This is a genomic window from Hymenobacter mellowenesis (assembly GCF_030581005.1).
Lineage (GTDB): Bacteria > Bacteroidota > Bacteroidia > Cytophagales > Hymenobacteraceae > Hymenobacter > Hymenobacter mellowenesis.
In genome coordinates, this window is record NZ_JAUQSX010000006.1 from 260,507 (window position 1) to 287,146 (window position 26,640).

Annotated in this window: 27 protein-coding genes; 15 read left to right on the top strand and 12 right to left on the bottom strand. The window is 62.4% G+C overall.

Going from position 1 to position 26,640, the window contains the following annotated elements; all coding sequences use genetic code 11:
- The first annotated feature begins 142 nt into the window (after window positions 1-142).
- The 3 genes from ubiE to Q5H92_RS13510 all read left to right on the top strand — a co-directional run bounded on the left by ubiE (window position 143) and on the right by Q5H92_RS13510 (window position 2,496).
- Window positions 143-871, top strand: coding sequence for a bifunctional demethylmenaquinone methyltransferase/2-methoxy-6-polyprenyl-1,4-benzoquinol methylase UbiE (ubiE, locus tag Q5H92_RS13500; RefSeq protein WP_305012059.1), 729 nt, complete (start codon window positions 143-145; stop codon window positions 869-871).
- Window positions 820-1,623: a type IX secretion/gliding motility protein PorT/SprT gene (gene porT / locus Q5H92_RS13505; RefSeq protein WP_305012060.1), complete on the top strand. Its 804-nt coding sequence runs from the start codon at window positions 820-822 to the stop codon at window positions 1,621-1,623. Before ubiE ends, porT begins: the two co-directional genes overlap by 52 nt.
- Window positions 1,624-1,749: 126 nt before the next feature.
- Window positions 1,750-2,496, top strand: a complete 747-nt coding sequence (locus Q5H92_RS13510; RefSeq protein ID WP_305012061.1) for an SDR family NAD(P)-dependent oxidoreductase — start codon at window positions 1,750-1,752, stop codon at window positions 2,494-2,496.
- Between the two features lie 9 nt (window positions 2,497-2,505).
- On the opposite strand, the gene Q5H92_RS13515 is transcribed toward Q5H92_RS13510, so the two are convergent.
- From Q5H92_RS13515 to Q5H92_RS13525, 3 genes are all read right to left on the bottom strand, one after another.
- Window positions 2,506-3,156: an alpha/beta hydrolase gene (locus tag Q5H92_RS13515; RefSeq protein ID WP_305012062.1), complete on the bottom strand. Its 651-nt coding sequence runs from the start codon at window positions 3,154-3,156 to the stop codon at window positions 2,506-2,508.
- Window positions 3,157-3,160: 4 nt separating this feature from the next.
- On the bottom strand, window positions 3,161-3,658 hold the full coding sequence (gene cdd / locus Q5H92_RS13520) for a cytidine deaminase (RefSeq protein WP_305012063.1): 498 nt from the start codon (window positions 3,656-3,658) through the stop codon (window positions 3,161-3,163).
- 78 nt (window positions 3,659-3,736) lie between these two features.
- The gene (locus Q5H92_RS13525; RefSeq protein WP_305012064.1) at window positions 3,737-4,873 is read right to left on the bottom strand and encodes a hypothetical protein; all 1,137 of its coding nucleotides are present in this window, start codon (window positions 4,871-4,873) and stop codon (window positions 3,737-3,739) included.
- Window positions 4,874-5,031: 158 nt separating this feature from the next.
- Between Q5H92_RS13525 and Q5H92_RS13530 the strand changes: the two genes are divergently transcribed.
- Entirely contained in the window at window positions 5,032-6,378 is a 1,347-nt protein-coding gene (locus Q5H92_RS13530; RefSeq protein WP_305012065.1) for a saccharopine dehydrogenase C-terminal domain-containing protein, read from the top strand.
- 13 nt (window positions 6,379-6,391) lie between these two features.
- Here the strand turns inward: Q5H92_RS13530 and Q5H92_RS13535 are convergent, their stop codons facing one another.
- A complete protein-coding gene (locus tag Q5H92_RS13535) occupies window positions 6,392-6,754 on the bottom strand; it encodes a hypothetical protein (protein ID WP_305012066.1) in 363 nt (120 codons plus the stop codon).
- 199 nt (window positions 6,755-6,953) lie between these two features.
- On the opposite strand from Q5H92_RS13535, the gene Q5H92_RS13540 reads away from it, so the two are divergent.
- The gene (locus Q5H92_RS13540) at window positions 6,954-7,964 is read left to right on the top strand and encodes a hypothetical protein (protein ID WP_305012067.1); all 1,011 of its coding nucleotides are present in this window, start codon (window positions 6,954-6,956) and stop codon (window positions 7,962-7,964) included.
- 80 nt (window positions 7,965-8,044) lie between these two features.
- Window positions 8,045-8,737, top strand: a complete 693-nt coding sequence (locus Q5H92_RS13545; protein ID WP_305012068.1) for an ABC transporter ATP-binding protein — start codon at window positions 8,045-8,047, stop codon at window positions 8,735-8,737.
- 110 nt (window positions 8,738-8,847) lie between these two features.
- Here the strand turns inward: Q5H92_RS13545 and Q5H92_RS13550 are convergent, their stop codons facing one another.
- The 6 genes from Q5H92_RS13550 to Q5H92_RS13575 all read right to left on the bottom strand — a co-directional run bounded on the left by Q5H92_RS13550 (window position 8,848) and on the right by Q5H92_RS13575 (window position 13,867).
- Window positions 8,848-9,828, bottom strand: coding sequence for a TolB family protein (locus Q5H92_RS13550; RefSeq protein WP_305012069.1), 981 nt, complete (start codon window positions 9,826-9,828; stop codon window positions 8,848-8,850).
- Window positions 9,829-9,976: 148 nt separating this feature from the next.
- Window positions 9,977-10,723 carry a tRNA1(Val) (adenine(37)-N6)-methyltransferase gene (locus Q5H92_RS13555; RefSeq protein ID WP_305012070.1) on the bottom strand — a complete coding sequence of 249 codons (747 nt, stop codon included), beginning with the start codon at window positions 10,721-10,723 and terminating at the stop codon, window positions 9,977-9,979.
- A gap of 9 nt (window positions 10,724-10,732) precedes the next feature.
- Window positions 10,733-11,458 (bottom strand): hypothetical protein, encoded by a 726-nt coding sequence (locus Q5H92_RS13560; RefSeq protein ID WP_305012071.1) that lies wholly within the window; start codon window positions 11,456-11,458, stop codon window positions 10,733-10,735.
- 29 nt (window positions 11,459-11,487) lie between these two features.
- Window positions 11,488-11,952: a ribonuclease HI gene (rnhA, locus tag Q5H92_RS13565; protein WP_305012072.1), complete on the bottom strand. Its 465-nt coding sequence runs from the start codon at window positions 11,950-11,952 to the stop codon at window positions 11,488-11,490.
- 136 nt (window positions 11,953-12,088) lie between these two features.
- The gene (locus Q5H92_RS13570) at window positions 12,089-12,649 is read right to left on the bottom strand and encodes a MarC family protein (RefSeq protein WP_241934125.1); all 561 of its coding nucleotides are present in this window, start codon (window positions 12,647-12,649) and stop codon (window positions 12,089-12,091) included.
- A 150-nt stretch (window positions 12,650-12,799) separates the two neighbouring features.
- A complete protein-coding gene (locus tag Q5H92_RS13575; RefSeq protein ID WP_305012073.1) occupies window positions 12,800-13,867 on the bottom strand; it encodes an aminotransferase class V-fold PLP-dependent enzyme in 1,068 nt (355 codons plus the stop codon).
- 244 nt (window positions 13,868-14,111) lie between these two features.
- On the opposite strand from Q5H92_RS13575, the gene Q5H92_RS13580 reads away from it, so the two are divergent.
- On the top strand, window positions 14,112-14,690 hold the full coding sequence (locus Q5H92_RS13580) for a hypothetical protein (RefSeq protein WP_305012074.1): 579 nt from the start codon (window positions 14,112-14,114) through the stop codon (window positions 14,688-14,690).
- Window positions 14,691-14,695: 5 nt separating this feature from the next.
- Here Q5H92_RS13580 and aroQ read toward each other — a convergent pair whose 3' ends face one another.
- Window positions 14,696-15,142, bottom strand: a complete 447-nt coding sequence (aroQ, locus tag Q5H92_RS13585) for a type II 3-dehydroquinate dehydratase (RefSeq protein WP_305012075.1) — start codon at window positions 15,140-15,142, stop codon at window positions 14,696-14,698.
- Between the two features lie 168 nt (window positions 15,143-15,310).
- Here aroQ and xerD point away from each other — a divergent pair, with 168 nt between their 5' ends.
- The 3 genes from xerD (at window position 15,311) to lolA1 (ending at window position 20,253) form a co-directional block, all read left to right on the top strand.
- Window positions 15,311-16,210, top strand: coding sequence for a site-specific tyrosine recombinase XerD (gene xerD / locus Q5H92_RS13590; protein ID WP_305012076.1), 900 nt, complete (start codon window positions 15,311-15,313; stop codon window positions 16,208-16,210).
- Window positions 16,211-16,419: 209 nt separating this feature from the next.
- The gene (locus Q5H92_RS13595) at window positions 16,420-19,416 is read left to right on the top strand and encodes an FtsK/SpoIIIE family DNA translocase (protein WP_305012077.1); all 2,997 of its coding nucleotides are present in this window, start codon (window positions 16,420-16,422) and stop codon (window positions 19,414-19,416) included.
- A gap of 192 nt (window positions 19,417-19,608) precedes the next feature.
- Window positions 19,609-20,253 (top strand): outer membrane lipoprotein periplasmic chaperone LolA1, encoded by a 645-nt coding sequence (gene lolA1 / locus Q5H92_RS13600; protein WP_305012078.1) that lies wholly within the window; start codon window positions 19,609-19,611, stop codon window positions 20,251-20,253.
- A 63-nt stretch (window positions 20,254-20,316) separates the two neighbouring features.
- Here the strand turns inward: lolA1 and Q5H92_RS13605 are convergent, their stop codons facing one another.
- Window positions 20,317-20,982 carry a tetratricopeptide repeat protein gene (locus Q5H92_RS13605; RefSeq protein ID WP_305012079.1) on the bottom strand — a complete coding sequence of 222 codons (666 nt, stop codon included), beginning with the start codon at window positions 20,980-20,982 and terminating at the stop codon, window positions 20,317-20,319.
- Between the two features lie 224 nt (window positions 20,983-21,206).
- Between Q5H92_RS13605 and Q5H92_RS13610 the strand changes: the two genes are divergently transcribed.
- The 5 genes from Q5H92_RS13610 (at window position 21,207) to Q5H92_RS13630 (ending at window position 26,607) form a co-directional block, all read left to right on the top strand.
- On the top strand, window positions 21,207-22,508 hold the full coding sequence (locus tag Q5H92_RS13610; RefSeq protein ID WP_305012080.1) for a DUF2851 family protein: 1,302 nt from the start codon (window positions 21,207-21,209) through the stop codon (window positions 22,506-22,508).
- Window positions 22,505-23,881, top strand: coding sequence for a hypothetical protein (locus Q5H92_RS13615; RefSeq protein WP_305012081.1), 1,377 nt, complete (start codon window positions 22,505-22,507; stop codon window positions 23,879-23,881). The genes Q5H92_RS13610 and Q5H92_RS13615 overlap by 4 nt, the downstream gene beginning before the upstream one ends.
- Before the next feature lie 70 nt (window positions 23,882-23,951).
- The gene (locus tag Q5H92_RS13620; RefSeq protein WP_305012082.1) at window positions 23,952-24,584 is read left to right on the top strand and encodes a NeuD/PglB/VioB family sugar acetyltransferase; all 633 of its coding nucleotides are present in this window, start codon (window positions 23,952-23,954) and stop codon (window positions 24,582-24,584) included.
- A gap of 93 nt (window positions 24,585-24,677) precedes the next feature.
- Complete coding sequence (gene trhO, locus Q5H92_RS13625; RefSeq protein WP_305012083.1) at window positions 24,678-25,625, top strand: oxygen-dependent tRNA uridine(34) hydroxylase TrhO; 948 nt, start codon at window positions 24,678-24,680, stop codon at window positions 25,623-25,625.
- Window positions 25,626-25,737: 112 nt separating this feature from the next.
- Window positions 25,738-26,607 (top strand): nucleoside phosphorylase, encoded by an 870-nt coding sequence (locus tag Q5H92_RS13630; RefSeq protein WP_305012084.1) that lies wholly within the window; start codon window positions 25,738-25,740, stop codon window positions 26,605-26,607.
- Window positions 26,608-26,640 lie beyond the last annotated feature (33 nt).

Below are 26,640 nucleotides of genomic sequence, written 5' to 3' on the forward strand. Positions count from 1 at the left end.
CCGGGCAATTGTCCGGCCCGCTTTTTTTGTCACTTTGGTGGAGGTTTCGCCAAATAATAGTTGCATTTGTTAACAAACCCGCCCATTTGGGCGTTGGGGAAGAGCAATTTTCCCGCTTCCTTACCGTTCTTTGCGCCCGCTCATGGCCGTATTACCCTACAAAGACAACTCCGCCGACAAGAAATCGCAGGTTGCCCAGATGTTTAATTCCATCGCCGGCAAGTACGATTTCCTCAACCACTTCCTCAGCGTGGGCACCGACATTTATTGGCGGCGCAAAGCGGTGGACGAACTCAAAGCCCTGCGGCCGGCGCGCATTCTGGACATTGCCACCGGCACGGCCGATTTTGCCATCGAAACCCTGCGCACTGCCGCGCCCGGCGCGCAAGTGACGGGCGTGGACATTTCGGAGGGCATGCTGGAGGTGGGCCGCCGCAAGCTGGCCGCCAAAGGCCTCGGCAACCGCATTCAGCTGGAGCTTGGAGACTCGGAAAACCTGCCGTTCGGCGATGGCGAGTTTGATGCCGTGACGGCCTCTTTTGGGGTGCGCAACTTTGCGCACCTGGAAAAGGGCTTGGCCGAAATGCAGCGCGTGCTACGGCCGGGCGGCAAGCTCGTAATACTCGAATTCAGCAAGCCGACGGCGTTTCCGCTCAAGCAAGCTTATAATTTTTACTTCCGCCGGGTGTTGCCGGTTTTTGGCAAGCTTATTTCCAAAGACCAGTCAGCTTATACGTATTTGCCTGCTTCGGTGCAGGCATTCCCCGACGGCCCCGATTTTCTGGCCATTCTGGCCAAAGTCGGCTTTAAAGAACCTGCATGGCAACCCCTCACTTTCGGCATCAGCTCCATCTACACGGCGCACAAATAAAGCGCCTCGCCTTGGTAGGGGCTTTGCTGCTGTTGCTGCCCACGCTGGCGCAGGCGCAGCGCAAGGCCCGTTCATTCGCGAAGCGCGGCAAAAATGGCACCCTGAAATCCATCACGGTGCAGAACCTGCCCTCTTACGACGAGCGGTGGTTTCACCCCGGCATGTATGTGGCGCTCACCAATTCGCGCTTCAACGTGGAACAGTCGGCGCAGTACGTGGCCCGGCAGAACGTGACGGCCAACGCCATCAACAGCCCCAGTCTGGGGGTGGGCTTCATTGGCGATGCGCGCATTGGCGGGCCGCGCTCGCCGTTTATCTTCCGCTTTGCGCCGGGAGTGAGCTTTCTGACGCGCAAGGTAGAATTCAAGCCGCGCGGCTACCAGTACCCGGACTCGATAGTGACGCAGGATGTGACGGCGACTGTGGTGCAGTTTCCGCTGCTGCTCAAGTACCAGTCGGACCGGCGGCGCAACACCCGCATGTATATGATTGCCGGCATCAGCCCCGTTGTGACGGCCAGCAGCCGTCGCAGCGACCCGTTGCGCAACCAAATACGTGTGGTGAACAGCGACCTGACCTTGGAATACGGGGTAGGGCTGGACCTGTTTTATCCCTTGTTTAAGCTGGCACCGGAGTTGCGCTTTTCGCACGGCTTGCGCAACCTATTGGTGGCGCGCAACGACGTGCTGAGTAGCAGCCTACAGGGCCTGAGCACCAATTCGGTGACGCTGTACATCAATATTCAGAACTAAGGAGAGATAGCGAAATGGGGAGGTGGGGAGTTTGGTGTTTGAGGCGGTAAGTCACGCAACTATAACATCAGATTCCCCACCTCCCCATTTCGCCGTTTCGCTATCTTCCGTATCTCCATCTGCCTTATGAAGACTGCATTTATTACCGGCGCCTCGTCGGGCATTGGCCGGGCTACGGCCGTGGCGCTGGCCGGGGCTGGCTTTGAGTTGGTGGTGACGGGCCGGCGCCGGGAGCGGCTGGATAAGCTGGCGGCTGAATTGGCGCCGACGCCGGTACACGTGCTGGCCTTTGATGTGCGCGACCGGGCGGCGGTGGCGGCGGCCATCGCGACGCTACCCGCTGCCCTGCAGGCCCCCGATGTGCTGGTGAACAACGCCGGCGGCGCCCACGGCCTCAACCCCATTCAGGCCGGCGACCCCAGCGACTGGGACCAGATGCTGGACGCCAACGTGCGCGGCCTGCTGAACGTGACGCACGCCCTGCTGCCGGGCATGACGGCTCGCCAAACGGGCTTTATTCTGAACATTGGCTCCATTGCCGGGCAGGAAGCTTATGCCAACGGCAACGTGTATTGCGCCAGCAAAGCGGCCGTTCAGATGCTCACCAAAACCATGCGGCTCGACCTGCTGCCCACCGGCGTGCGCGTGGCTGAAGTGAACCCCGGCGCGGTGGAAACCGAGTTTTCGCAGGTGCGCTTTAAGGGCGACGAGGCGCGGGCGGCAAAGGTGTACGAAGGCTTCGAACCCTTGCGGCCCGAGGACATTGCCGACGTTATCGTGTTTATGGTGACGCGGCCGCCGCACGTAACTATCGCAGAGGTGCTGGTGCTGGCCGGAGCGCAAGGGGCTGCCACCACCATTGCGCGCAAGTAAGCCGGGACGTTATTCGGCGTAAGCCAGTTGAGCCAATAACTCCCGGTTGAGCGTGTGCGGGCCCGTGAAGGTGAGCAGCCGGGGCGTGGCGCCCAGCTGCTGCAGTCGCGCTTGCTGCTGTTCGGACTGGGCTACTGAAATATATTCGTCTTCGGTGCCGATGACGAGGGTGAGCGGGAGGCCTTGCAGGAGCTGCTGAGCCGCCTCCGGCGCAATATCAGGCGGAAAGCTGCCAGCCCAGAGAATGAGGTGGGCCGGCCGAAACGAGGCCTGCGCCAGCCAGCGGCCCACGGTGGCGGTGCCCTGCGAAAAGCCCAGCACGGTGATTTGAACGTCGGACGGGCATTCGGCCAGCACCTTTTCGGCCAGTTGATTCAGAAAGCCGATGTGGTCGGCGATTTCGTGCTGGCGGTCGTCGCTCGTCATCCAGCTGGCGCCCACGCGGCCGCCGTTGCCGCTGAGATAGAAGCGCGAGAGGCCTTCGGGCGCGATGATGACGATATGCGGGTCGGCCTCGGCGAGGAAGGCGAAGTGGCGGATGAAGTAGGCTGCGAGCTGGCCGTAGCCGTGGCATACAAACCAAACGCGCTGCGTGGCGGCCGAAAGCTCGCCCAGTTGCTGGTAGCGCGCGGTGCGGGCAACGGTAAGGTGGCGTTCCATGCGGTTAGGCCGGCGGCAGGTCGTCGGCCGAAAAGTTGAAGGGCATGAGGGCCGCCAGTGTGCTAAAGCGCAGGATGGTGCCGCTCCGGCTGGGCAGCAGCAGCGGAATGGCTTGGTTCTGGCGGCATTCGTATTCGAGCATCACTTGTCGGCAGGCACCGCAGGGAAAGGCCGCGCCAAAATCGCCGGTAGCAGGCCGGGCGGCTACGGCCATGGCCACGATGGGTGCGTGGCCGGGCTGGCTGGCCGCGAGGCCGAACAGGGCCGTGCGCTCGGCGCACAGGCCGGAGGGGTAAGCGGCATTTTCCTGATTGGTACCCTGGAAGATGGTGCCATCGGCCAGCAGCAGGGCCGCCCCGACGTGAAAGCCGGAATACGGCGCGTAGGCGTGGTTGGTGGCGTCGCGGGCGGCCTGCCAGGCGGCTTGCTCGGCAGGGGTGAGGTCGGTGGCGGAATCCAGCTCTTCGTAGGTCAGAAGCTGCTGGCGGGAAATGCGGGCCATGTGGGCGGGATTAGGGGGCGGCGAAGATAGGCGAAAGTCATCAGCCTTGCCACATGCCGGGCCGCCGCCGCTCCGCTGTCACGGGACTGGTTTCTTGGGCAGCAGGTGCCGCTCCCGGAGCAGGGCCGCCAGCGGACCGGTGGGGCGGACAATGGGCAGCAGGGCTTCGTAGGGAACCTCGACGGTGATTGACCGGTCGGCGTGGTAGGGGCCGGGGAAGCCCAGGCTTTCGTCGTCGCGGTCGTCGTAGCTGAATGTCAGGCCCGTGCCCGTCACCAGAAAGCCGCTGGCGGGCAGCTTACCATTGGCCCCGACATCGCTGTAGTGCACATTTGCCCAAATCGGTTTCAACTGCTGTTGCAGGCAGCGGCGTAGCTGCGGTCCATATCCGGGCATTAGCATGTCGGCCAGGGTCAGCCGGCGGCCGGTACGCAGGTCGTAGGTGCTGCACCGGCTCCACTCGTGCGTGCCCATGCCTTCGTCTCCGGTCGCCATAAAATGTTCAAAATTCACCACCGAGAAAAGGTGGTTGCTGTTATACATCACGTAGATATCCCCATAAAAAAAGTAGCCGAACTGGTCTGCATGCCGGGTGCGCAGCAGCGAATCGACGTACTGATTCATGCGCGGCCGGGGAACGGGCAGGCCCAGGGCAGCGCTTGGCGGGCGGATGGCTCCCTGGGGCCGGCGGAAATTCAGGTAGTATTGGCGAAGCTCCACCGAATCGAGGCGCGTGCTGTCGGAAAAGCCACCGCGAATAAATTGCTTCACCTCCCAGGTTTCCTCGTCGTAGGCCAAGGCATCGGCGTGGGTTTCGTGCAGGGCCACGGGCAGAGTGCGGCGGCCATCGGGGCTGCGCCAAGTGCCGGTGAGCTGGGCGCGTAGGGGGCCATTGAACAGGAGAGTGCCCGTAGGCTTCCAATCGTCTCTTTCGACAAGTTCGGTTTGCCTCCCTTTGCGAATTTTTGATTCCTGACTCAGCCCCAAAGTCCGACCGCGTCGGTCGTAATAATACTGGCCGTGGTAGCCCCAGCGGCCCGAATCCAGCTCCAGCGTCACCGCCTGCTGGCCGATGGTGCCCCGCCAATGGCGCGGGCCCGGCGTGGAATTGTGGTCGAAGCGGGGCGGGGGCAGTGCCGGCAGGGGCGTTTGGGCGGGGGCTTCGACTACTGATGCCAGCAGCAACCACAGTAGGCCGGAGAAACGGAAGCGCATGAGTAAGGCAGTGTTCAGCGTGAGGACGAGGGGCCGGCCGGGGAGGCGGGCCGTATGGTGGGACGGGGCCCCGCAAAGATGGGCTGCCCGGCCCAGTAGAGCCGCCCGGAATGGTGCTTTTGCCAATTCCTTCTGCCTGAATCCCCCATATTTGCCGCATGACTTCCCGCCTTTTGCTCCTTGGGGCCGGCCGCTCGGCCTCGTCCCTCATTCAATACCTGCTGCGCCACGCGCCCACCGAAAACTGGTTTCTGACCGTAGCCGACGCCAACCCCGCCCACCTGGTGCCCGTGCTGGCCGCGCACAGCCAATACGCGCGCGCGGTGCCTTTTTCAACCGAGAATGAAGCCTTGCTGGATGAGCTGGTGGCCCAGGCCGATGTCGTGATTTCGATGCTGCCGGCGATGCTGCACCCCGTGGTGGCGCGGGCCTGCGTGCGCCACGGCCGGCACCTGGCCACGGCCAGCTACGTGAGCCCCGAAATTCGGGAGCTGCACGCCGGGGCGGTGGCAGCAGGCGTGACGCTCCTCATGGAATGCGGCCTCGACCCCGGGCTCGACCACATGTCGGCCATTCGGGCCATTGCGCACATTCGGGCGCGGGGCGGCATGCTAACGAGCTTCAAGAGCTACTGCGGCGGCTTGCTGGCCCCGGCGGCCGAGGGCGACAATCCATGGAAATACAAGTTCACCTGGAACCCGCGCAACGTGGTGCTGGCCGGCCAGAGCACGGCCAAATTTCTGGAAAACGGGCAGCTGCGATTCATCCCTTACCAACAGCTCTTCAGCCGGACTGAGACGCTGACGGTGCCGGAGTACGGCGAGTTTGAAGGCTACGCCAACCGGGATTCGCTCAGTTACCGGGCGCCGTACGGGCTGGACGACATTCCCACTATTTTGCGCGGTACGCTGCGCCGGCCGGGCTACTGCGCTGCCTGGCACGCGCTGGTGCGCCTGGGCCTGACGGACGACGTGGTGAATCTCGACAACCCCGAAACCCTGACCTGGGCCGAGCTGGTGGCGGCGTATCTGCCCACGTCGCTCATTCCGCACCTCGACTTGGCGCAGCGCGTGGCCACCTACCTCGGCCTGAACCCCACTGGCGAAGAAATGGGCCGGCTGAACTGGCTGGGTTTGTTTTCGGACCGGCCGGTGGGCCACGCCCACGCCACGCCCGCCCAACTGCTGGAGCGTCTGCTGGCTGAAAAGTGGCAGCTCCAGCCTCACGACCACGACCTGATTGTGATGCAGCACCTGTTTGAATACGAAGTGGACGGCACGCCGCATCGCCTCACGTCATCCCTGGCTGTGGAGGGCGACGACGCCACCCACACCGGCATGGCCAAAACCGTGGGCCTGCCCTTGGGCATGGCCGTGCGCCGCTTGGTGCGCGGCGAAGTAGCCCAGTGCGGCGTATTGATTCCGGTGCAACCGGAGCTGTACGAGCCCATTCTGGACGAGCTGGCGGCGGATTATGGAATTCGTTTTGAGGAGGTGGTGGATTAAATGCGCCGTTGGGTCAGGGTTTGAGTGATAAGTCGCGGGCCGTCAGATGAAAGTGTTTGCGGCGCAGCTTGCCGCGAATGTCGGCCGGGACGGGGTTGCCCAATCGATAAGATTCGATGATGTTGGCTTCCCGTTCGGGACTGTAGCGGCCGGCTTTCGCCCAGCTGACCGTGGTGAAAGCGGCCGCGGCCAGGGCATCCTGTCGGGCTTCCTGCCCGGTGGGCTGGCCGTTGGGGAGCCGGGCGTACCGTTTGCGGGAGCTGGCCGTATCGGCGGCGGCGGAGTAGCCCGCCGCGCCGCCGCGCTTTTCGCGGAAAAGCTTATGCACGGCAAATACGGTGTCGCGCCCCTGGCCGAAGCTGGGTTGGGCAAGCACAGCCTTCAGCAAAAGCGTGCCGAATAAGCGAAAAGCGTTTTGAGTTAGCATGGGAGTGAGGGGGAGTTGGTAGCGAAGCTAGGCAACCAAGCTTCAGCCCGGTCATGTCGGGCGCAGCCGAGACACGACCGGGCTGAAGTTTTCACAAATGCCCTGCGATGCTGCAATAGTAGCATTCCAACGGGCGTTACCTTCGGGCATGATGCCACTTCGGGCCTACTTATTACTGCGCGGCCGGCTACTGCTACGGCTGCTCCGGGAAGTTGGTGCGGTGCGGCTGGCACTGCTGGGGCCGGTGCTGCTGATACTTACGGGACGGGCGCTGCTGCTGGCGGCACCGCACCCGCTGGGCCAGTGGGCAGTGCCGGCGCTGCTTGCCTTCACGCTCGCTTCGGCCCACCGTCAGCGGGCCGACCTGCGTTTTCTGGCCACCAGCGCGCCGGGTTTTCGGCGGTGGCTGGCCGCAGAGTACGCCTTGCTGGCGCTGCCGGTCGTGGTGGTGTTGCTGGCGTTTGGCGACGGGGGCGCGGCGGCCCTCACGCTGGTGCTGGCCCCAGGCGCCGCCGCCCTGCCGCCGGCCCGCGAAAGCCGCAGCATGCGGCAGCGGGCACGCAGCTTGTTTCGGAGCGAGGCGTTTGAGTGGGTGAGTGGGATGAGAACGGGCGGCTTGTGGGCATGGCCGTTGCTGCTGGCGGGAGCCGTATGGCAGCACGAGGCGCCGCTGGGGCCGGCCCTGGCCCTGCTAGGCTGGCTGCTGGTGCTGCTGGCCAGCTATGGCACCCCTGAACAGCTAACCATGCTGGCAATGGCCGCGCGCGGGCCTGGGGCGTTTCTGCGGCGGCGGCTGGTGCTGGGCGTGGGCTACGCGGCCCTAACGGGCGCGCCGTTTTTCTGGCTGCTGGGCGCGGGGCCGGCCGGCGTGGGCGGCACGCTGGCGGTAGGCGTCTTTTGGCTAGGACTGGTGGCGCTGCTGATTCTGGCCAAATATGCCTTCTATCCCAATGCGGTGCACATTCGCACCACGCAGGCGCTGGTGGTGGGCGTGGCGCTGGCCTTGCCCGGCAACCCGGTGTACCCGGTGCTGCTGCTGGTGGCCGTGGGCGGGCTCATCTGGCAAAGCCAGCGCCGGCTGCGGGCGGTGCTGGGAGATGTTGAAGCTCATGCAGCTGAACGTCATGTCGAGCTGGCCGAGACATCTCACGTGGGGTAGCAATCCAATCGATTGAGTTACTTCGGCACGCGAGATGTCTCGGCCAGCTCGACATGACGTTCGCATTATCATTTAACAAAATGCTCGAAATTCGGAATTTGCGCAAGGCCTACGGCAGCCACGTCGTGCTGCACGACGTGAGCCTGAACCTGCAGCCCGGCACTATTCACGGCCTGGTGGGGGCCAACGGCGCGGGCAAAACCACGCTCATTAACTGCCTCTATGGGTTGGAAAGCGACTTCGGCGGCACGGTTCGCGACACCACTGGCCGGGCCGTGCGCCAGCATACCGGCCTACTGCCCTACGAGCCCTATTTCTACCCGCGCCTGACTGGCCGCGAGTACCTGGAGTTTTGCCTGCAGGCGCGGGGCCGGCCGGTGGTTGATTTCAAGGGGTGGAACCAGCTGCTGGAATTGCCCCTCGACCAGTACGCCGACGAATACTCGGCCGGCATGCGCAAGAAGCTGGCGCTGCTGGCCCTGCTGGTGCAAAACCTCGATTACCTCATCCTCGATGAACCCTTTAACGGGCTCGACCTCGAAGCCAACCTGCTCCTGAAAGAGATACTGAAGCGCCTGCGCGACCGGGGCACGGGCATCCTGCTCACCTCGCACATCCTAGGCGCCCTCACCGAAACCTGCAATGAGATTTCGGTGCTGGTGGGCGGACGCGTGCAGCGGCACTACACGGCCGCCGAATTCGGCACGCTGGAAACGGATTTGCTCGACAGCCTGCACCGCGAAAAGCTGGGGCTACTGGCGGGGCTGGTGTAGCGGCTGGTATTGATACGATGTTCCTGGTGCTTCAGAACGAGTAGAAGGCGCACCGCAAAGCCGCAAGGCCAAACGCCTTGGTACTGCCGCCCGGCGCTTTTTTAATCAACTTATTTGCCTGTGTAGTAGGGCGAAATGTAGGCGCTGCTATTGCTCCTTAGTAAATTTTCGTAGGTGCCGGTTTTCGTGTCATAGGCATCGGCCATGAAGCCGGTAGTCAGCAGATAGATGCTGTGGAAATAGATGCGGCCATCGGTGCCCCAGTTGAGGGGGCCGCCGTGGACGCCGCCGTCGCTGACTACCGCTTTGCGGTTGGCCCCGGAAGCGTCTATGGTGACCAGGTCGGCGGTCGTCAGCAAGGCATTGCCGGCGCTGAAGGCGATGGTGCGGCCGTCGGGCGAGAAGCAGGGGTCCTGGTCGCGGGTATTGTCGGACGTGAGCTGGCGGGCGTTGCTTACCTGGTTGGCGGCGTAGTCGTAATCGGCGGTAAATACTTCGAAATTGAGCGGCACGCTGCCCGTCGCGCCCAGGCCGATGTACACGATTTTGTTGCCCTGCGGTGCCCAGTTGGCATCCAGGGTGTACTGAGTGGTCAGTAGCTTGGGGTTCTGGCCGTTGGTGTCGATGGTGGCGGCGTAAAACGGGCCGCTTGAAGCGGTGCCGGGCTGTGCCAGTAGTAAAATGCGGTTGCCGCTGGGGTGCCAGTGCGGGTTGCCAAATGCGTACCAGCCGTTGGCATTGTCGGGCAGCAGTACTTGCTGGCCGGTGCCGTTGGCCGCGGCCCTGACGAGTTCGCACTGGGCGTAGTTGAACTGGTCGGGGGTGCTGCCGTAGGGGCTGCGCAGCAGTAGCAGCTGGCTGGCATCGGGCGAAGCTTCCACCCACCAATAATTATAGGCCGGGCTTTTGGCAATCGTGTCGATTGCACCGTTGAGGAGGTTTTTCTTATACACCTGCCAAGGACCCGACGGCAGTTGCCGGGCACAGTAGTACACGGCCCCCGGCGTGGCCGGGGCCGGTGTGCCGCCCTTTTGATGGCATCCCGCGGCAGCCAGCAGCAGGCTGCCGCATAAGCAGAGCGAGCGCAGCATCCGCATATGCATTCAGAGTAGGGTGAACAAACAGCCCGGCTGGCGGGCCGGCGTAAGCGGCTTAAAGATATAAGATAAGAGGAGTGGAAACCAGCTGCGAATGCCGGATACGCCAGGGGAATAGCAGGTTGTGGTTGGCCAGGGCCGGCTATAGCGCCAGGTAAAACCCGGTCAGCAGTGCCCGAAACGCTGCCGAATACTGCGTGTCGTCCTCCGCCGTCCGAATGGTCAGCTCCGTTTCCTGCGTTGCCAGGGCCTCCCGCCGAAACCCGGTGATGTGCCGCAGGGGCCGGCTGCCGGGCCGGTGCCGTACCACCAGCCGTGTGGCCGGGAGCAGCCCGCTTCCGGCTGCCACCTGCTCAAACGCCTGCATCTCGGGCGGCGGCAGCAGCACGGTAAGCAAGCCGGGCGGCGACAGCAGCCCCGCCGCAAAAGCCGCCAGCGCGTCAAAAGAAAGCGAGTCGGCCGCCTCGTGCCGGGCGGTGCTGCGGGCGGCGTCGGGCGAGCGGAGCGACTGCCGGAAAAACGGCGGATTGCAGATGATGTGGCTGAACCGCCGGTCGTCGTCCGCCAAGGGGGCCGGCTGCGCCCTGGCAAAATCGGCCAGGCTTTGCGCGTGCACCTGGATGCGCCCGGCCCACGGGCTGTCCGCCACATTGGCTGCCGCCTGTGCCGCGGCGGCTTCGTCAATCTCCACTGCTTCAATCTGCACGGAAGCGTGGCGCTGGGCGGCCATGAGGGCCAGCAGGCCGGTGCCGGTGCCAATGTCGAGCAGGCGGGTGGCGCCGCGCAGGTCGGTCGCCGCGCCGAGCAGGCAGGCATCGGTGCTCACCTTCATAGCGCACCGGCCTTGCTCGATGCGGAACTGCTGGAACTGGAAGTAGTCGTTGGGCACGTCTGGTTGTCAGTACCGAAAAACGGTTATCGCATTTTCATGCACGTCGAGGTAGCCGTTTTCCTCCCTGTTCCTATAAAAGAGAACGTAATGGCCGTTGTCGGTCCTCACCATTTCGGGGTCACTCGTGCGGATACTGAAGTCAGCAATTGGAGCGATGGTGACGAATTTCCCCCGTGAAACCTTGGCCAAAAAGGTTTTCTTGAAATCGGTAACGACGTGGTACAACTGCCCCTGGTACGGAAAGCTGCCCAATGCGAGCACGTGTATCGTATCGACAAGCGTTTTTACGCCGTGGCCCGGCTCCCGGCTGCTGGGCGGTGGCATAAGTGCCGCGCCGCGTTGCTTTCCGCTGGGCTTCAAAATGGGGAGTGCGCGCGGATTGTCGATGGCCAGAATCTTTGAAAAGCCAATCATGTGGGACAGGGTGGTGGTGGCAATGTACTGGCCGTTGAGCTTGTTTAGGATGACGGGGCAAGTGGCCTCGCAACCGTATAAAAGGCCGGTGGCTTTCTCTTTAAAAATCAGACTGCCGCCAAACTCTCCGGCGCAACTCTTAGTCACCGTGAAGCTTTCGTCCTCGTAAAACGCCGGCGAGGCCCGCTTGAAGTCACGGACGGATTTTCGGTCTGAATGCTTGGCCGTGACCACCTCTATTTTAAACAAGCCACTGTCTTGCCCACGGGCCGAAAGCGAGCAAAACACTGCCGCAAGCACTACCTGAATCAATCGCATGGGGGGCCTTACGTTTGGTGAATTTTGTGTTAGGCCCCGGCCGCGATGGCTTCGTAGCCCTCATCCACCAGCAGGCCCTTTCCCAGCGCGCTTTGCACGGCCAGCACGTCGCAGCGCTCGTTTTCGGCGTGGCCGGCGTGGCCTTTTATCCAGTGGAAGGTGACTTTGCGCTGCTTGTAGATGCGCAGGAAACGCCGCCATAAGTCTTCATTGGCCTTTTTGCCGAAATCAGATTTCGCGGCCCAGCCGAATACCCATTTTTTCTCCACGGCATCGACCACGTATTTCGAGTCGGACACCACGCGAATCGGCAGCTCGGGCCGGGTTACGGCTTCGAGGCCCACGATGACGGCCAGCAGCTCCATGCGGTTGTTGGTGGTGCGGCGGAAGCCCTGGGTGAGTTCCTTCTCGTGGGGGCCGTAGCGCAGAATGGCGCCGTAGCCGCCGGGGCCGGGGTTGCCGCGGGCCGAGCCGTCGGTGAACAGGTGAATCAAGGTAAAAATGTTAATAGAACGTCATGCTGAGCGAAGTCGAAGCATCTTGCGTGCCACTACTAATTCAAGCGTCGGAGAAAAGAATTAGCACCACACGCGAGATGCTTCGGCTTCGCTCAGCATGACGTTCAATAAGTTAAAAATTCGCTTTAAACAGCTTGATGGCAATGGCCAGCAGAATGACGCCAAACACGCGGCGCAGCACGTCTTCGCCGGCTTTGCCGAGCTGGCGCTCAATCCAGGGACTGGTTTTGAGGACGGCGTAGACAAACACGAGGTTGAGCAGGATACCGACCAGGATATTGGGCAACGTGTAGGCGGCGCGCAGCGAGAGCAGCGTGGTCATGGTGCCGGCTCCGGTGATGAGCGGAAACGCCAGCGGCACAATGGAGCCGGTGCTGGCCGTGAGGTCGGAATGAAAAAGCTGGATGCCCAGTATCATTTCCAGGCCGATGAGGAAGATGATGACCGCGCCGGCCAGCGCAAAACTCTCGTTGTCGACGCCGAACAGGCGCAGGATGCTCTGGCCCAGAAACAGAAAGGCAACCATCAGGCAGCCGGCCACGAAGGTGGCCAGCTCGGCCTTTATCTGTCCTTCGCGCTGCCGAATCTGGATGATAATCGGGATGGAGCCCACGATGTCAATCACCGCAAACAGCGTGAGCGTGACGGAGAAGATTTGCTGGAGGTTGAGCATGGGAGCGCAAGAATTTAGAAGAACGGTCATGCAGAGCGCAGCGAAGCATCTTCACCGCGCTACGCAATTCAGCCGACAGGATTAGTGTCGAGGTAAAGATGCTTCGCTGCGCTCTGCATGACGTTCTTTAATGATGTTCAAATTCCCCAACTATCCCGGGTATTCCTTCACGAAAAACTGCACCAGCGCCTCCATCGCGGCATCGGGCACGGCGGGGAAGTTGGCGATGCGGATGGTGGTGTTTTTCAGCGGGCCGTAGCCGCTGCCGAGCTGCAGGCCAGCCTCTTTGGCTTTGGTCTTGATTTCGTCAATTAGGGCGGCGTCGCCGCGCAGGCCGATGACGGTGGTGGAGCGGGTTTCGTAGTTGTGGACGAGGGGCGAGAGGGGCGTGGCTTGCTCGAAGAAGGCGTAAAGCTTCTCGGCGCGGTCGACGAGGTGCTGGTGCACGGCTTTGATGGGCTCACGGTCGGCTAGCACGCGGCTGAGCAGGTAGATATCCAGCACGTTGGGCGTGTAGTTGGTCTGGTAGTTCAGCATCTGGCTGAGCATGGCGGGCAGGGCGTTGTAGTGGGCCCGGTCGTTCACGGTTTTGGCCAGGGCTACGGCGCGTGGCGAGAGTATCATCACGCCCAGGCCGGCGGGCAGCCCGAAGCACTTCTGCACCGAGCCGAACCACACGTCGGCCTTGATGTACTTCAGGTTCAGGCCGGCCAGCGAGCTGGTGGCGTCCACGGCCAGCAGGGCGCCACCGAGGCGGTTGTAAAGGTTCAGGATGAAGCCTTCGCGCAGCTGGGTGGCGGTGCTGGTTTCGTTCTGGGTGATGCAAACCAGGTCGGTATCGTCGGCCGCGAAGGGAAGGCTGGCGATGTCGGGCAGCTCATCGAGGCCGAAGCTCTGGCCCGTGCTGGCCGGCCGCAGGGCTTTGGCGTATTTATACCACTTCTCGCCAAAATCGCCATTGTAGAGGTGAAACGAGCGGCGCGGGGTGAGGCTCTGGGCCAGGATTTCCCAGCACTCGGTGGCCGAGCCGGTGAACAGGACGGTGTAGTCCTGCGGCACGTTGAGTTTGGTTTTGAGGTCGGTGACGGCTTGGCGCACCAGGCCAATGACCTTTTCGGAACGGTGACCGGCCGAGAGCCAGCCCTCGTCAAAAGCATCGGTGAGGTATTGGCGCACGGCCGGATAAACGGCCGAAGGCCCGGGATTGAATGTATACATGAGGAGGGAAGTCGAAGGAGTAAGGGGCGCCGCCGCCGCAAAGGTAGCGGCTGAGCGAAGCCACCGAATGCCAGCGCAGGGCTTTTATCAGCCCTGTTTCGGCCGAGGTGGTCGGCACAAAAGCAGGAAAAAATTGATAACTTGGACTGGCCGGCTGGTGTTCAGCCCGCTTCCCCCTAACGCCCGATTAGCCCCTATGATTGTACGATTTACCCTTGGTAGCGCAGTATGTTGCACAGTGTTGGTGTTTTGCAGCGAAGCGGCCCGGGGGCAGCAGGGGCCACCGCCAAGCCAGCCATCGCCCGCCCAGGTGGAGCGGGTGCTTACGGCGGCCGTGCTGGATTACCGGGGCGTGGCCGTGCAGCAGGAGCGGGGCCTCTCGTCCCGCGTGACGCTGCTGGGCGGCGTGGGCGCGCATTATTCGTCGTTCAGTTCCGACCAGGCGCCCTTGTTCGGCACGCGCTTTCTCAACGTGGTCGAAAAAGAATTCGGTCGGTCTTACCGCACCAGCGGCATCACGCCCTACGTGTTTGCCGAAGCCCGCATCTACGCCAACCTGGCCCATCGCAGCAAGCGCGGCCACGACACCCGCGCCAACGCCGGTACCTACCTGGCCGCCGTGGGCGAAATGCCCTTTGCCCCCGGTGATTTAATCAACGTCCAGAACTTGCAGCTGGCCTACCCGGTGGGCCTGAAAGTGGGGATGCGCCGGGCCTTGGGGCCATATGTGTACCTGGAGGGCAGCGTCGGGGCTATGTTGAAAATCAGCCAGAACCAGCGCGACCTGGGCCCGCGCCTCGACTTGGCGCTCGGCTTTCACTAACCGCCTCACACCCGGAACCCCACGCGCTTGGGCTGCTGGTTCACGAACCACTGCACGGCCAGCCGGTAGCTTTCCAGCCCGAAGCCGCTAATGCTGCCGGCGCAGTTGCGGCCCAGCAGGCTCTTCTGGCGGAATTCTTCGCGGGCGTGCAGGTTGCTCAGGTGCACCTCCACCACGGGCGTGTTGATGGCGGCCACGGCATCGGCCAGGGCCACGCTGGTGTGGGTGTAGCCGCCGGCATTGAGCACGATGCCGTGGTGCGAGAAGCCCACTTCGTGCAGCTTGTCAATGAGTACGCCCTCGTGGTTGCTCTGGAACTGCGTAAGCTTAAGCTGCGGGAAGGCTTCTTCGAGTTCGGGGAAAAAGTCGTCAAAGGAGCGGCTGCCGTAGATGCCGGGCTCGCGGCGGCCGAGCAGGTTGAGGTTGGGGCCGTTTATTATTAGAATGTCCATGCGGAGGGGCGGGGTACTTTTGTCATCCTGAGCGCAGCGAAGGACCTTATCACCGCCGAACGGCTAGCAGCAAATTCAAAAATGCGCCCGTGATAAGGTCCTTCGCTGCGCTCAGGATGACAGACTTTAGTCAATAAGGACAAAAGTACCCCTTCTACCTCCCCGCCCATGACCTGGCCCCAAGCCCTCAAACAATTCGACGGCTACCTGCGCCTCGAAAAGTCGCTCTCGCCCAATTCGGTGGAAGCCTACGTGCGCGATGCTGCCAAGCTGCAGCAGTTTCTGACGTTTCAGAAGCTGCCTGTGGGGCCGCTGCAAGTCAGCACCGAGGTGCTGCGCGAGTTTCTGAACACGCTGCAGGGATTGGGCCTGGGCGCCACCTCGCAGGCCCGCACCCTCTCCGGCCTTAAGGCGTTTTTCAGCTTCCTCATCATGGAAGACCTGCTCAAGCTCGACCCCACCGATACGCTGGAAGCCCCCAAAACCGGCCGCCACCTGCCCGACACCCTCAGCTACCCCGAGGTGGAGAAGCTGCTCGCCGCCATCGACCTGAGCACCGACGAGGGCCTGCGCACCCGCGCCCTGCTGGAAGTTCTCTACTCCTCCGGCCTGCGCGTGAGCGAGCTGTGCGACCTGCGCCTGAGCAACATCTACGCCGACGAAGGCTTCATGAAAGTGGTGGGCAAGGGCAACAAGGAGCGCCTCGTGCCCGTGGGCCGCGAAGCCCTCAAGCACCTAAATTTCTACCTGAGCGGCGTGCGTGGCCACCTCGACATCAAGCCCGGCGCCGAAGATTTCGCCTTCCTGAGTCAGCGCGGCCGGCCGCTCTCGCGTATCACCGTCTTCACCACGCTCAAGAAGCTGGCCGAGCAGGCCGGCCTGCGCAAAACCATCAGCCCGCACACGCTGCGGCACTCCTTCGCCACGCATTTGATTGAAGGCGGAGCTGATTTGCGGGCTGTACAGGAGATGCTGGGCCACGCCAGCATCACCACCACCGAAATTTACACGCACCTCGATAGGGATTTCCTGCGCCAGGTGATTACAGAGTTTCACCCGCGCAGCTAGGGCGGGGGATGAGGATGTAAGGCGAAAAAAGGAGTGACAGAAAGAACGTCATGCTGAGCGCAGCCGAAGCATCTCTCCCGTAGCAGTAATTCAATCGAAAGAATCGCGTTGCGCGGGAGAGATGCTTCGGCTGCGCTCAGCATGACGTTCTTTCATTCCCTGAACTTCCCGCCCGCCGTGCGTAAATTTGGCCTTTATGCCTCTCCCGAATGGCCGATAACCGCTATAAAAACACCCCCGCCGGCCCCTCGGCTAACCGCCCCGCCGACCCCCGGCCCACGCGGCGCAACGAGGCGCGGCCCAACGGCCCGGCCCCCGAGCCCGCGCCGGCCCGCGCCGCCGAGCCCCGGCCCGCTGCCGCCAACGTGCCCAAAGCCGCCCGGCAAGCCCCGGCGCCCAAGCCCGCCCGACCTCCGCGTGAGCCGCGCGGCCCCCTGCCCGGCGTGGGCAAGGTGCTGGATGTGTTGCGCGACCGCCGCTTCCATCTCTTCGTGGGCTTCGGCCTGCTGCTGGCCAGCCTGTACCTGACCATTGCCTTCACCTCGTTCCTGTTCACTGGCCATGCCGACCAGAGCGTGGTGGCCGCCATGGGCACCATTCCGACGAAGGAAGCCGGCCAGGAATCGGGCAACTGGCTGGGCCTGCTTGGGGCCTGGGCCGCGCAACTGTTTATTTACAAGCTGTTTGGCGTGGCGGCGTATGCCCTCATTCCCATTGTGTTTTTTCTGGGGGCGAAGATTGTGTTTCGCACCGCCCGGGTGTCGGTGAGCTATGTGATGGCGCTGGGCCTCTTTACCATGGCTTGGCTGAGCGTGCTGCTGGGCTACGTGGTGGTGACGCTGGCCACGCCCGGCGCCGACCCGGTGCTGGCCCACCGCCTCGATTTCCTGTGCGGCGGCGTAGGCTTCGAAGCCGCTTCCTGGCTCGACAGCCTCATTGGCTGGGGCACGGTGTTACTGCTGGCCTTCGCGCTCATCTCGTTCGTGGTGTTCTTCTTCAACGTCACCAGCCTCAACCTGGGCCGTTTCCGCAGCCTCAGCACCGAAGACGACGCCGAGGAGGACGCTGAGTTAGAAGCCGAAATTGCTGCCGAGCAGGCGGCTGCTGTAGCCCCGGTTGCCGCGCCAACCCCGCCGCAAATGACCCTGAAAACCCGGCCCGGCGCCCCTGAAACGGTGGCGACTTCGGCCGCTTCCGTGTCTGCCGGTGGTGCCCAGGCGGCCGGCCCGACCCTGCAGCTCAACGACGACGAGCCGGAGGAAACTCCGGCCCGGCAGGAATTCGAGCCCGCGCCCCGCATGAGCGCCGGCCTGCCGCTCAGCGTGGCTGGCGCCGCAGTGGCACCGGTTGCTGCCGCGGCCGCGAGTGCCACCACTGCTGCGACAACTGCCGCCAGCGCCGCCGCGGCCTTGCCGCTGGCCGTGAGTGGCCCGTCGTTTTCTTTCGAATTGCCCGTAGCAGAGCCGGAGGCTACCCCAACGCCGAGCGTGCCGGCTTCCACCATTCCCACGCCGCTTTCGCTAGCTGACCTGGCCGATGGCGACATGCCCGCCGTGGCGCCGCTGGCGCCCGTTGCAATGCCTGCCCCGCGCCCGCTCGAAATCACCGTGCCCGGCCGCGACGACTTGGACCCTAACGCCGGGGCCGACATCGCCGCCGTGGCTGACGAGGATGAGGACGCCATGCCGCCCGGCAATTACGACCCCACGCTGGACCTCTCGCGCTTCCAGTTCCCCACTTTGGAGTTGCTTAACGACTACGGCACGCCCAAAGCCCAGGTGACCAAAGAGGAATTGGAGGCCAACAAAGACCGCATCGTGGAGACGCTGGGCCACTACGGCATCGGAATTGCCAGCATCAAGGCCACCATCGGGCCCACGGTCACGCTCTATGAAATCGTGCCCGAAGTAGGCGTCCGCATCTCCAAAATCAAGAGCCTGGAAGACGACATTGCCCTGAGTTTGGCTGCGTTGGGTATTCGTATCATCGCGCCCATTCCGGGCAAGGGCACCATCGGCATCGAGGTGCCGAACACGAAGAAGGAGATGGTGAGCATCCGCTCGGTGCTGGGCTCGGAGAAGTTCGCCAAGACCGAGATGGACCTGCCCATCGCCTTCGGCCGTACCATCACCAACGAGGTGTTCGTAGCCGATTTGGCCAAGATGCCCCACCTGCTCATGGCCGGCGCCACGGGCCAGGGCAAGTCGGTGGGCCTGAACGTGATTCTGGCCTCGCTGCTCTACAAGCGCCATCCGGCTACGCTGAAATTCGTGCTCGTCGACCCCAAAAAGGTGGAACTGAGCATCTTCAATAAGATTGAGCGCCACTACCTGGCCAAGCTGCCCGACACCGACGAGGCCATCATCACCGACACCAAAAAGGTGGTGAACACGCTCAATTCGCTGTGCATGGAGATGGACCGGCGCTACGACCTGCTGAAGGAAGCCGGCTGCCGCAACCTGAAGGAATACAACGCCAAGTTCATTGAGCGCCGGCTGAACCCCAAGAAAGGCCACCGTTTCCTGCCCTTCATCGTGCTGGTGATTGACGAGCTGGCCGACCTGATGATGACGGCCGGCAAGGAGGTGGAAACGCCCATTGCGCGCCTCGCGCAACTGGCCCGCGCCATCGGCATCCACCTCATCGTTGCCACCCAGCGCCCGTCGGTGAACGTTATTACCGGCATCATCAAGGCCAACTTCCCCTGCCGGATTTCCTTCAAGGTGACGAGCAAAATCGACTCGCGCACCATTCTCGATACCGGCGGGGCCGACCAGCTCATCGGCCAGGGCGACATGCTCTTTTCGGCCGGCTCGGACCTGATTCGGGTGCAGTGCGCCTTCATCGACACGCCGGAGGTAGACCGCGTCTGCGACTACATTGGCGAGCAACAGGGTTACTCCGACGCCTACCTTCTGCCTGAAGTAGCCGGGGCCGACGGCGATGCCGGCAGCGGCAACGAGGAAATGGACCCCTCCGAGCGCGACACCATGTTCGAGGAAGCCGCCCGCTGCATCGTGCTGCACCAGCAGGGTAGTACCTCGCTCCTCCAGCGCAAACTGAAACTGGGTTACAACCGCGCCGGCCGCCTCATCGACCAGCTCCAGCACGCCGGCATCGTGGGCCCGTTTGAGGGCAGCAAGGCCCGCGACGTGCTTATTCCGGACGAATATCAGTTGGAGCAGCTGCTCAACTCGATGAAGTAGCCCGAGTACCGCGAAATTTCATCTCGCCGACGAGCGTAGCGAGTTCACCCATGCAGGACGCTGGAACTCGTTTCACTCGTCCGCGAAATGAAATTTCGCGGTACTCGGGCTTTTGGCCGGACGTTTGTTAAGCCAAATCCGTATCAGGCTTTTCAAGCCCCGCACCAGCGCTTTTTGAACATTCCTCTTCTAATGAAAAAATCAATTTCCTTCTTGTTGCTCGCCGTTTCGCTGGCCCTGCCCGCCGCCGCGCAGCAAGACCCCAAAGCCGGCAAGATTCTCGACCAGATGAGCGCCAAATATCAGGCCCTGAAAGCCTTTCAGGCCACTTTTACTCAAACGCTGGAAAACCCCGGTGCCAAGGTGAAGCAGAACATCAACGGCGACATCGTGGTGAGCGGCCAGAAATTCCGCCTCAAAATCAGCGGCCAGGAAGTCATCAACGATGGCAAAACCACCTGGACTTACCTGAAAAACGAGAACGAGGTGAACATCTCGGATTCCGACCCGGATTCGCAGGATATGTCGCCCTCCCAGATTTATACCATGTATAAGAAGGGCTACAAGTACACCTACGTGCAGCAGGTGACCGAAGGCGGCGAGCCCCTCGATGTAATTGAGCTGGCGCCCGAAAACCGCCAGAATGACGTGTTTAAGGTGCGCCTGAAGGTGCGTAAGAAGGATGCGTCGGTGAAAAGCTGGCAGATGTTCAAAAAGAATGGCAACCAGTACACCTTCCTCATCAAAAACTTCAAGCCCAACCCGCCGACCGATGCCAGCACCTTTGCCTTCGACAAAGCCAAATACAAGGGTGTGAAAGTGGTAGACCTGCGCTAAGCCCACCAGCAATGTGGTTAAGAAAACAGCCCGCTTCGCAAGAGGCGAGCTGTTTTGCGTTTATCAGAATTGTTCGCCTTGCAGTTCGGCCAGGCGCAAACCCGCTCGGTTGTGTCCGGACTGCACTGCTTTTTCGAACCAGAACAAGGCATCGGCAATTTTCTCATCGCCAGTCCAGCCCTCGGCAGCCCAAATGCCCAGCAGGTACATCGCATGGGATTGTTGGTGCTCGGCGGCTTGCTCCAGCCAGTACCGGGCCTTCGCCCAGTCTTCCGTGGGCTTGAGGGTGTACTCCAGCCCGAGCCAGGTGGTGGCGCGCACACTGCCGGCCTCCACCGCTTTTGTGAACCAGAAAAGCGCATGGCGCTGGTTTCGGCGCCCACCAACGCCTCGCTGGTAGCACCGGCCCAAATCGGCCATGGATTCTACCTGGCCAAGCTGCGCACCCTTTCGGTACCAATACCGGGCCTTGGCATAATCCTGCGCAACGCCTTCGCCTAAATAGTAGAAACTGCCGAGGCAATACATCGAATCCCGGCAGCCTTGGCGCGCGGCCAGCGAAAAGTAGCGAAAGGCCTGATTATGGCTTTTGACAAGCTCGTAGCCATTATCATAAGCCACTCCCAGGTTGTGCTGCGCGGTGCGGTGGCCGGCTTCTGCGGCCATTTGGAGCAGGTGCAGCGCCCGTTCGCGGTTTTGCGCAACTCCCCAGCCATCCCAATGCAGCATGCCCAGCCAATACGTAGCGGTGGTATCACCGGCCTCGGCCGGCGTGACGAGCGCCGAAGCCACCTGGCTCATATACCGGCTGTTGGAGTAAAAGCCGAAATTTGCGCGGTTGATGGTTTGGATTAGCCGCTTGGTGGAAGGGTGACGTTGCGCCTTGGACAAATGGGGGAGATTGTTGAGTCTGCCGACGAATCAGAGTAAGTTTACGGGCCTAAGCGCAATTTATGAAAGAAGACTTCCTCCATTACGTTTGGCAGCACCAGTATTTTGACAAGCTGGATTTGCGCACCACCGACGGGGAAGAAATTCTGGTGCTGCGGCCCGGCCACCGCAACGCCGATGCCGGCCCCGACTTCCTGAACGCCCGCCTGCGCATTGGCGAGGTGGAGTGGAACGGTGCGGTGGAAATCCACCTCCGCGCCTCCGACTGGGCCCGCCACAACCACCAGACCGACCCGAAATACGACCAGGTAATCCTGCACGTAGTAGGCAGCGCCGACGCCGACGTGTGCCGCACCAACGGCAGCCTCATTCCCGCCCTGCCCCTGCAGGCCCGGCTGGCGCCCGAGCTGCTGGCCTGCTACACGGCCCTGGTAGAAGCCCCCGCGGCGGCCCCACTGCCCTGCGCGCCGTTACTGCCGCTGGTGCCCGAAATCACGAAAATGATGATGACGGAGCGTGCCTTGCTGGAGCGCGTGGAGCGCAAAGCCGACGCCATCATGGAACTGCATCAGGCGCTGGGACAGGACTGGGAAGCCACCGCCTACCATGCGCTGATGGCCGCTTTCGGCTTCCAGAAAAACAGCGAGCAGCTGGCCCGCCTGGCCAAAGCGCTGCCGCTGGCCGTGCTGCGCCGCCATCGGCACGACCAACGCCAGCTCGAAGCATTACTGTTTGGCCAAGCCGGATTTCTGGTTGATAATGAGGAAACAACCGCCGATGAATACATCCGGGACTTGAGGTACGAATATGAGTTTCTGCGCCACAAATACAGCCTCGGCGAGGCCGCGCTGCTGGTGCACGAGTGGAACTACCTGCGCCTGCGGCCGGCTAATTTTCCGCCGGTACGGCTGGGCCAGCTGGCGGGCTTGCTCCACGCCCGGCCCGCGCTGTTCGATGCCCTGCTCACGGCCCAAAGTGTGAGGGCGCTCACCGAGTTTTTTCAGGCGCCCGCGCCCAAATACTGGCGCACCCACTTCCGGCCGGGCCGGCCCGGTAAGGTGCCCGCGCTGGGCAAAAGCAGCATCGACCTGCTCGTCACCAACGTGGTGGTGCCGCTGCGCGTGGCCTACGCCCGCTACGTGGACAAGCCCGAAGTAGTGGAAAGCAGCGTGGCCCTGCTCAGCCAGCTGCCCGCCGAGCACAACCAGTTCACAGATGTGTACGAAGCCCTGGGCTTTGCCCACCGCACGGCGGCCGACTCGCAGGGCCTGCTGGCCTTACACAAAACGTACTGCGCCCCGCGCCGCTGCCTGCACTGCGCCATTGGCAGCCGGCTGGTGCAGCAACCCCGCGCTTCCCGATGATATCCGAACTGGCCCTTTTACTGATAAAGCTAGCGGTTGCCATCGGGGTAAATGCGCTTTTCCTGCTCTGGCTGCTGCCGTGGGTGGCCCGCCAATGGCGCGAAGCCACCGGCTGGTGGCGCGGTGCTTTCGCGGTGGGCCTGGGCCTGCGGCTGGGCACCGGCCTGGCAAAAAACTGGCATCTGAAGCTGGATGCCAACTACATGAGCTCGGTGGGCGACGTGGTGACGGAACAGCTCTGGCTGGCGCCGTTGAATTTTTTGCAAATGCTGACGCAATCCGTCACGGTGCTGCCGAATGTGACGGGCAAGTATTTGTTCGTTTATCAAAGCAGCTCCAACACTTGGAATCTTGCCAAGATATTGTCGCTGCTAAACCTGGGCTCTTTGGGCTGTGCACAGGTGAATTCGTTGTACTTGAGCGTGTTCACCTTTGTCGGGTGCTGGATGTTGGTGCGGGCACTGGCTACCTGTTTTCCGGCCACGCCCGCCGGGGCCGGGGTGGTGGCCTTGCTGCTGTGGCCTTCGGTGTGGTTCTGGGCCGCGGGCATCAGCAAGGAAGCCGTGCTGTTGGGCTCGGGCGCGTGGCTCACGGCGCGGGTATTTGCCTGGCTCTACGCCGGCGAAGCACCCGCATCGGCTCCGGCGGTGGCCCGGGGCGGAGGCTGGTGGGTGGGTACGGCCGCGCTGGCGGTTTTGCACGTGGCGATGCGCTATTTTTTCGCCTTGCCGCTGTTAGCCGTGTTGGCGGGGCTGGCGGTAGGGCGGGGGCTGGAGCGCCTGCTGCCCCGGCGGTGGGCGGCCGTGCTGGGAGTAGTTGCCGTGTTCGGGGTCGGGGCCTGGGTAGGGCCGGAAATTAGCGTAGCGTTTCGCCTGAATAAGTTTGTCTATCAGGTGATTAAAGTGTATAGCTACGACGTGGCTCAATCCGCTGACCGTCCGCATTTTGAGTACCCCGATTTGCGGCCCACGGCCAGCAGCATTGCCGCCCACGCTCCGCGGGCCGTGGCCAACGTATTCACCCAGCCGTGGCCGGGGCAGTCGCGCCAGCCGCTCTACCTGGCGGCCGGGCTTGAAAACGCGGTGCTGCTGCTGCTGCTGGCCCTGGCCGTCTGGGCCCTGGTGCGCGGGCGCGGGGGGCACCTGCCGTTCAGTGTGGTGTTCGCGCTGGGCGTATTTTGCGTGTTGCTGGCCTTTCTCATTGGCATCACCACGCCCAACCTGGGGTCGCTGCACCGCTACCGCAGCACTTTGCTGCCTTTTCTGCTCCTGTTGCTGCTCCAGAACGACTATGCGGCCGGGGCTCTGCGTCGTCTGGTTTCGCGCATGCGGCCCTTCACGCAGTTCCGGCCCGCACGCACGCCAAACGCGTAACTTTGCACCACGGTGCCGCCGCCGTCGGGCATTTTCCCCCGGCCCGTGCCACCCCTGCAACCCTAGTTAAATGGAAAATCCTGTTATCATTCTTGGTGCCCAAACCGTGGGCACCGCCGCCCTTGATGCCTTTCTCTCCAACGACGTAGTGGTGTATTGCCTGCTCGACGACGATAAAAAGCTGCAAGGCACCGAGCTGCTCGACGTGCCCGTGATGGGCAACACCGACGACGGCGAGCTGCTGAAACTGCTGGGCAAGAAGTGCGAAGTTTTTGTGGCCACCGAGGACACCGCCAGCCGCCGCAGCCTCACTGAGATGCTGCGCAACGAGTACGAAGCCGTGCCCGTGAATGCCATCCACGAGCGCGCAAGCGTCTCGAACCACGCCACCTTGGGCCACGGCAACTACGTGGGCCCCAACGCCGTGGTGGCCGCCACCGCCACCCTCGGCGACGGCTGCCTGGTGGGTGCCAACACTGTGGTAGAGGCCCGCGCCTCTATCGGCAATTTTGCCCAGCTGGGCAGCGGCGCCCTGCTGGGGGCCGACGTGCAGGTGGGCGAGCTGGCTTTCATCGGCGCGGGCGCCGTGGTGGTGGCCGGCGTCAAAATCGGCGACAAAGCCCGTGTGGGCGCCGGCTCGGTGGTAGTGGCCGACGTGCCCAACGGCCAGACCGTATTTGGCAACCCGGCGGTTAAGGTTTAACTTTTAGTTGTCAGTTGCTTGTTGTCAGTTGTGAGTGTTTTGCTTGGAATACGCTTCAACTGACAGGCAACTGACAACGAGCAACTGACAACTATGAGCTATCAAGTTCTTCTTTATTACTGCTATACGCCCCTCGAAAACCCGGAGCAATTCCGGGATGAGCACCACCGCCTGTGCCTGGACCTGGACCTGCGCGGGCGCATCATCGTGGCGGCCGAGGGGCTGAATGGCACCGTTTCGGGCACAGTGGAAAGCTGCGCCCGCTACATGGCGGCCGTGAAAGCCGACTCACGCTTCGAGGCGCTGGAGTTCAAGGTTGACGAGGTGGCCGCGCACACTTTTCAGAAGCTGCATGTGCGCGTGAAACCCGAAATTGTGCACAGCAGCCTGCGCCACGTGCGGCCCCACGAAAAAACCGGCCAGCACCTCTCGCCCGAGGAGTTCAAGGCGCTGAAGGACCGCGACGACGTGGTGGTGGTAGACGTGCGCTCAGACTACGAGTACAACCTCGGACGTTTCAAAAACGCCGTGACGCTGGACATTGAGAACTTCCGGGACTTCCCGGAGCGGGTGGAGCGCCTGAAGGAGTTCAAGGACAAGAAAATCCTGACCTACTGCACCGGCGGCGTGAAGTGCGAGAAAGCCAGCGCCTTCCTGCTGGAGCAGGGCTTCGAAAACGTGTACCAGCTGCACGGCGGCATCATCAAGTACGGCATTGAGGCCGGGGGCGAGGATTTTGATGGCCAGTGCTACGTATTCGACAACCGCGTGGCCGTGGACGTGAACCGCGTAAACCCGACGGTGATTTCGCGCTGCCAGCACTGCCAGACGCCCAGCAACCGCCTCATCAACTGCGCCAACCCGCACTGCAACGCCCACCTGCCGCTGTGCGAGGCCTGCGGCGAAAAGCTGCAGGGCGCCTGCTCCGAAGCCTGCGCTGCCCACCCCGACAAGCGCGCCTACGACGGCACCGGCGCCTACCCCAAGCTCAGCAACCACTACAACCCCGCGCAGGGCCTGGCGTCTTACGCCAAAGCGTGATTATGAATTAAGAATTATGAATTAAAAATTCGCAGTTAATCAATACCATGGTTTAGCTGCTTGAAAATTCATAATCCATAATTCATAATTTTTAATTCATAATTTCCTTCCCATGATTCCCAATTCCGAGCTCATCCTGAACCCCGACGGCAGCATTTATCATCTTAACCTGCTGCCCGACCATATTTCCGACACCATCCTCACCGTGGGCGACCCCGGCCGGGTGGCCCAGGTGAGCCGGCATTTCGACTCGGTGGAGTTTGAAACCACGCACCGCGAATTCGTGACGCACGTGGGCTACTACCGCGGCAAGCGCATCACGGTGCTGAGCACCGGCATGGGCACCGACAACATCGACATCGTGATGAACGAACTGGATGCGCTAGTGAACATCGACTTCATGGCCCGCACTGTGCGCCCCGCCGAGGAGCGCATGAGTCTGCGCATCATCCGGCTGGGCACCAGCGGCAGCCTGCAGGCCGATGTGCCCATTGGCTCGGTGCTGGCCACTGAGCACGCCGTAGGCCTTGATAGCCTGATGCAATTCTACCCGCTGATGGAAACCGGCCTCGAAACCGAAATTGCCACCGAACTGCAGGCTACGCTGGGCCTACCCTTCGCGCCCTACGTGGTGCGCGGCTCCGACATCCTGCGCGAACAGTTGGGCGCCGGCATGGTAATGGGCAACACGCTCACCTGTCCCGGCTTCTACGGCCCGCAGGGCCGCAGCCTGCGCCTCGACCTGCGCACCCCCGACTACATTGCGCGCCTCCAGAACTTCCGCCACCAGAGTGCCGAGGGCGAGTTCCGCCTCAGCAACTTCGAAATGGAAACGGCCGGCTACTACTCCCTGGGCCGCCTGCTGGGCCACGAGATGCTGTCGCTAAACGCCATTGTGGCCAACCGTGCCACCGGCGAATTTGCGGAGAATGCCGGTGCCGTGGTCGATGCCATGATTGAGCAGACTTTGCAGCGGCTGTAAAAAAGAACGTCATGCAGAGCGCAGCGAATATCT

Bases quoted from the DNA above. Each gene is read 5' to 3' on its own strand.
- Q5H92_RS13595 (WP_305012077.1), top strand. From the start codon at position 16,420: ATGGCCGATAACCGCTATAAAAACACCCCCGCCGGCCCCTCGGCTAAC.
- cdd (WP_305012063.1), bottom strand. From the start codon at position 3,658: ATGGCCCGCATTTCCCGCCAGCAGCTTCTGACCTACGAAGAGCTGGAT.
- Q5H92_RS13570 (WP_241934125.1), bottom strand. From the start codon at position 12,649: ATGCTCAACCTCCAGCAAATCTTCTCCGTCACGCTCACGCTGTTTGCG.
- Q5H92_RS13540 (WP_305012067.1), top strand. From the start codon at position 6,954: ATGATGCCACTTCGGGCCTACTTATTACTGCGCGGCCGGCTACTGCTA.
- Q5H92_RS13575 (WP_305012073.1), bottom strand. From the start codon at position 13,867: ATGTATACATTCAATCCCGGGCCTTCGGCCGTTTATCCGGCCGTGCGC.
- trhO (WP_305012083.1), top strand. From the start codon at position 24,678: ATGAGCTATCAAGTTCTTCTTTATTACTGCTATACGCCCCTCGAAAAC.
- porT (WP_305012060.1), top strand. From the start codon at position 820: ATGGCAACCCCTCACTTTCGGCATCAGCTCCATCTACACGGCGCACAA.
- Q5H92_RS13630 (WP_305012084.1), top strand. From the start codon at position 25,738: ATGATTCCCAATTCCGAGCTCATCCTGAACCCCGACGGCAGCATTTAT.
- ubiE (WP_305012059.1), top strand. From the start codon at position 143: ATGGCCGTATTACCCTACAAAGACAACTCCGCCGACAAGAAATCGCAG.
- Q5H92_RS13525 (WP_305012064.1), bottom strand. From the start codon at position 4,873: ATGCGCTTCCGTTTCTCCGGCCTACTGTGGTTGCTGCTGGCATCAGTA.
- Q5H92_RS13620 (WP_305012082.1), top strand. From the start codon at position 23,952: ATGGAAAATCCTGTTATCATTCTTGGTGCCCAAACCGTGGGCACCGCC.
- Q5H92_RS13530 (WP_305012065.1), top strand. From the start codon at position 5,032: ATGACTTCCCGCCTTTTGCTCCTTGGGGCCGGCCGCTCGGCCTCGTCC.
- Q5H92_RS13550 (WP_305012069.1), bottom strand. From the start codon at position 9,828: ATGCTGCGCTCGCTCTGCTTATGCGGCAGCCTGCTGCTGGCTGCCGCG.
- Q5H92_RS13615 (WP_305012081.1), top strand. From the start codon at position 22,505: ATGATATCCGAACTGGCCCTTTTACTGATAAAGCTAGCGGTTGCCATC.
- Q5H92_RS13605 (WP_305012079.1), bottom strand. From the start codon at position 20,982: ATGCTGCATTGGGATGGCTGGGGAGTTGCGCAAAACCGCGAACGGGCG.
- Q5H92_RS13545 (WP_305012068.1), top strand. From the start codon at position 8,045: ATGCTCGAAATTCGGAATTTGCGCAAGGCCTACGGCAGCCACGTCGTG.
- Q5H92_RS13510 (WP_305012061.1), top strand. From the start codon at position 1,750: ATGAAGACTGCATTTATTACCGGCGCCTCGTCGGGCATTGGCCGGGCT.
- Q5H92_RS13560 (WP_305012071.1), bottom strand. From the start codon at position 11,458: ATGCGATTGATTCAGGTAGTGCTTGCGGCAGTGTTTTGCTCGCTTTCG.
- xerD (WP_305012076.1), top strand. From the start codon at position 15,311: ATGACCTGGCCCCAAGCCCTCAAACAATTCGACGGCTACCTGCGCCTC.
- aroQ (WP_305012075.1), bottom strand. From the start codon at position 15,142: ATGGACATTCTAATAATAAACGGCCCCAACCTCAACCTGCTCGGCCGC.
- Q5H92_RS13610 (WP_305012080.1), top strand. From the start codon at position 21,207: ATGAAAGAAGACTTCCTCCATTACGTTTGGCAGCACCAGTATTTTGAC.
- lolA1 (WP_305012078.1), top strand. From the start codon at position 19,609: ATGAAAAAATCAATTTCCTTCTTGTTGCTCGCCGTTTCGCTGGCCCTG.
- Q5H92_RS13515 (WP_305012062.1), bottom strand. From the start codon at position 3,156: ATGGAACGCCACCTTACCGTTGCCCGCACCGCGCGCTACCAGCAACTG.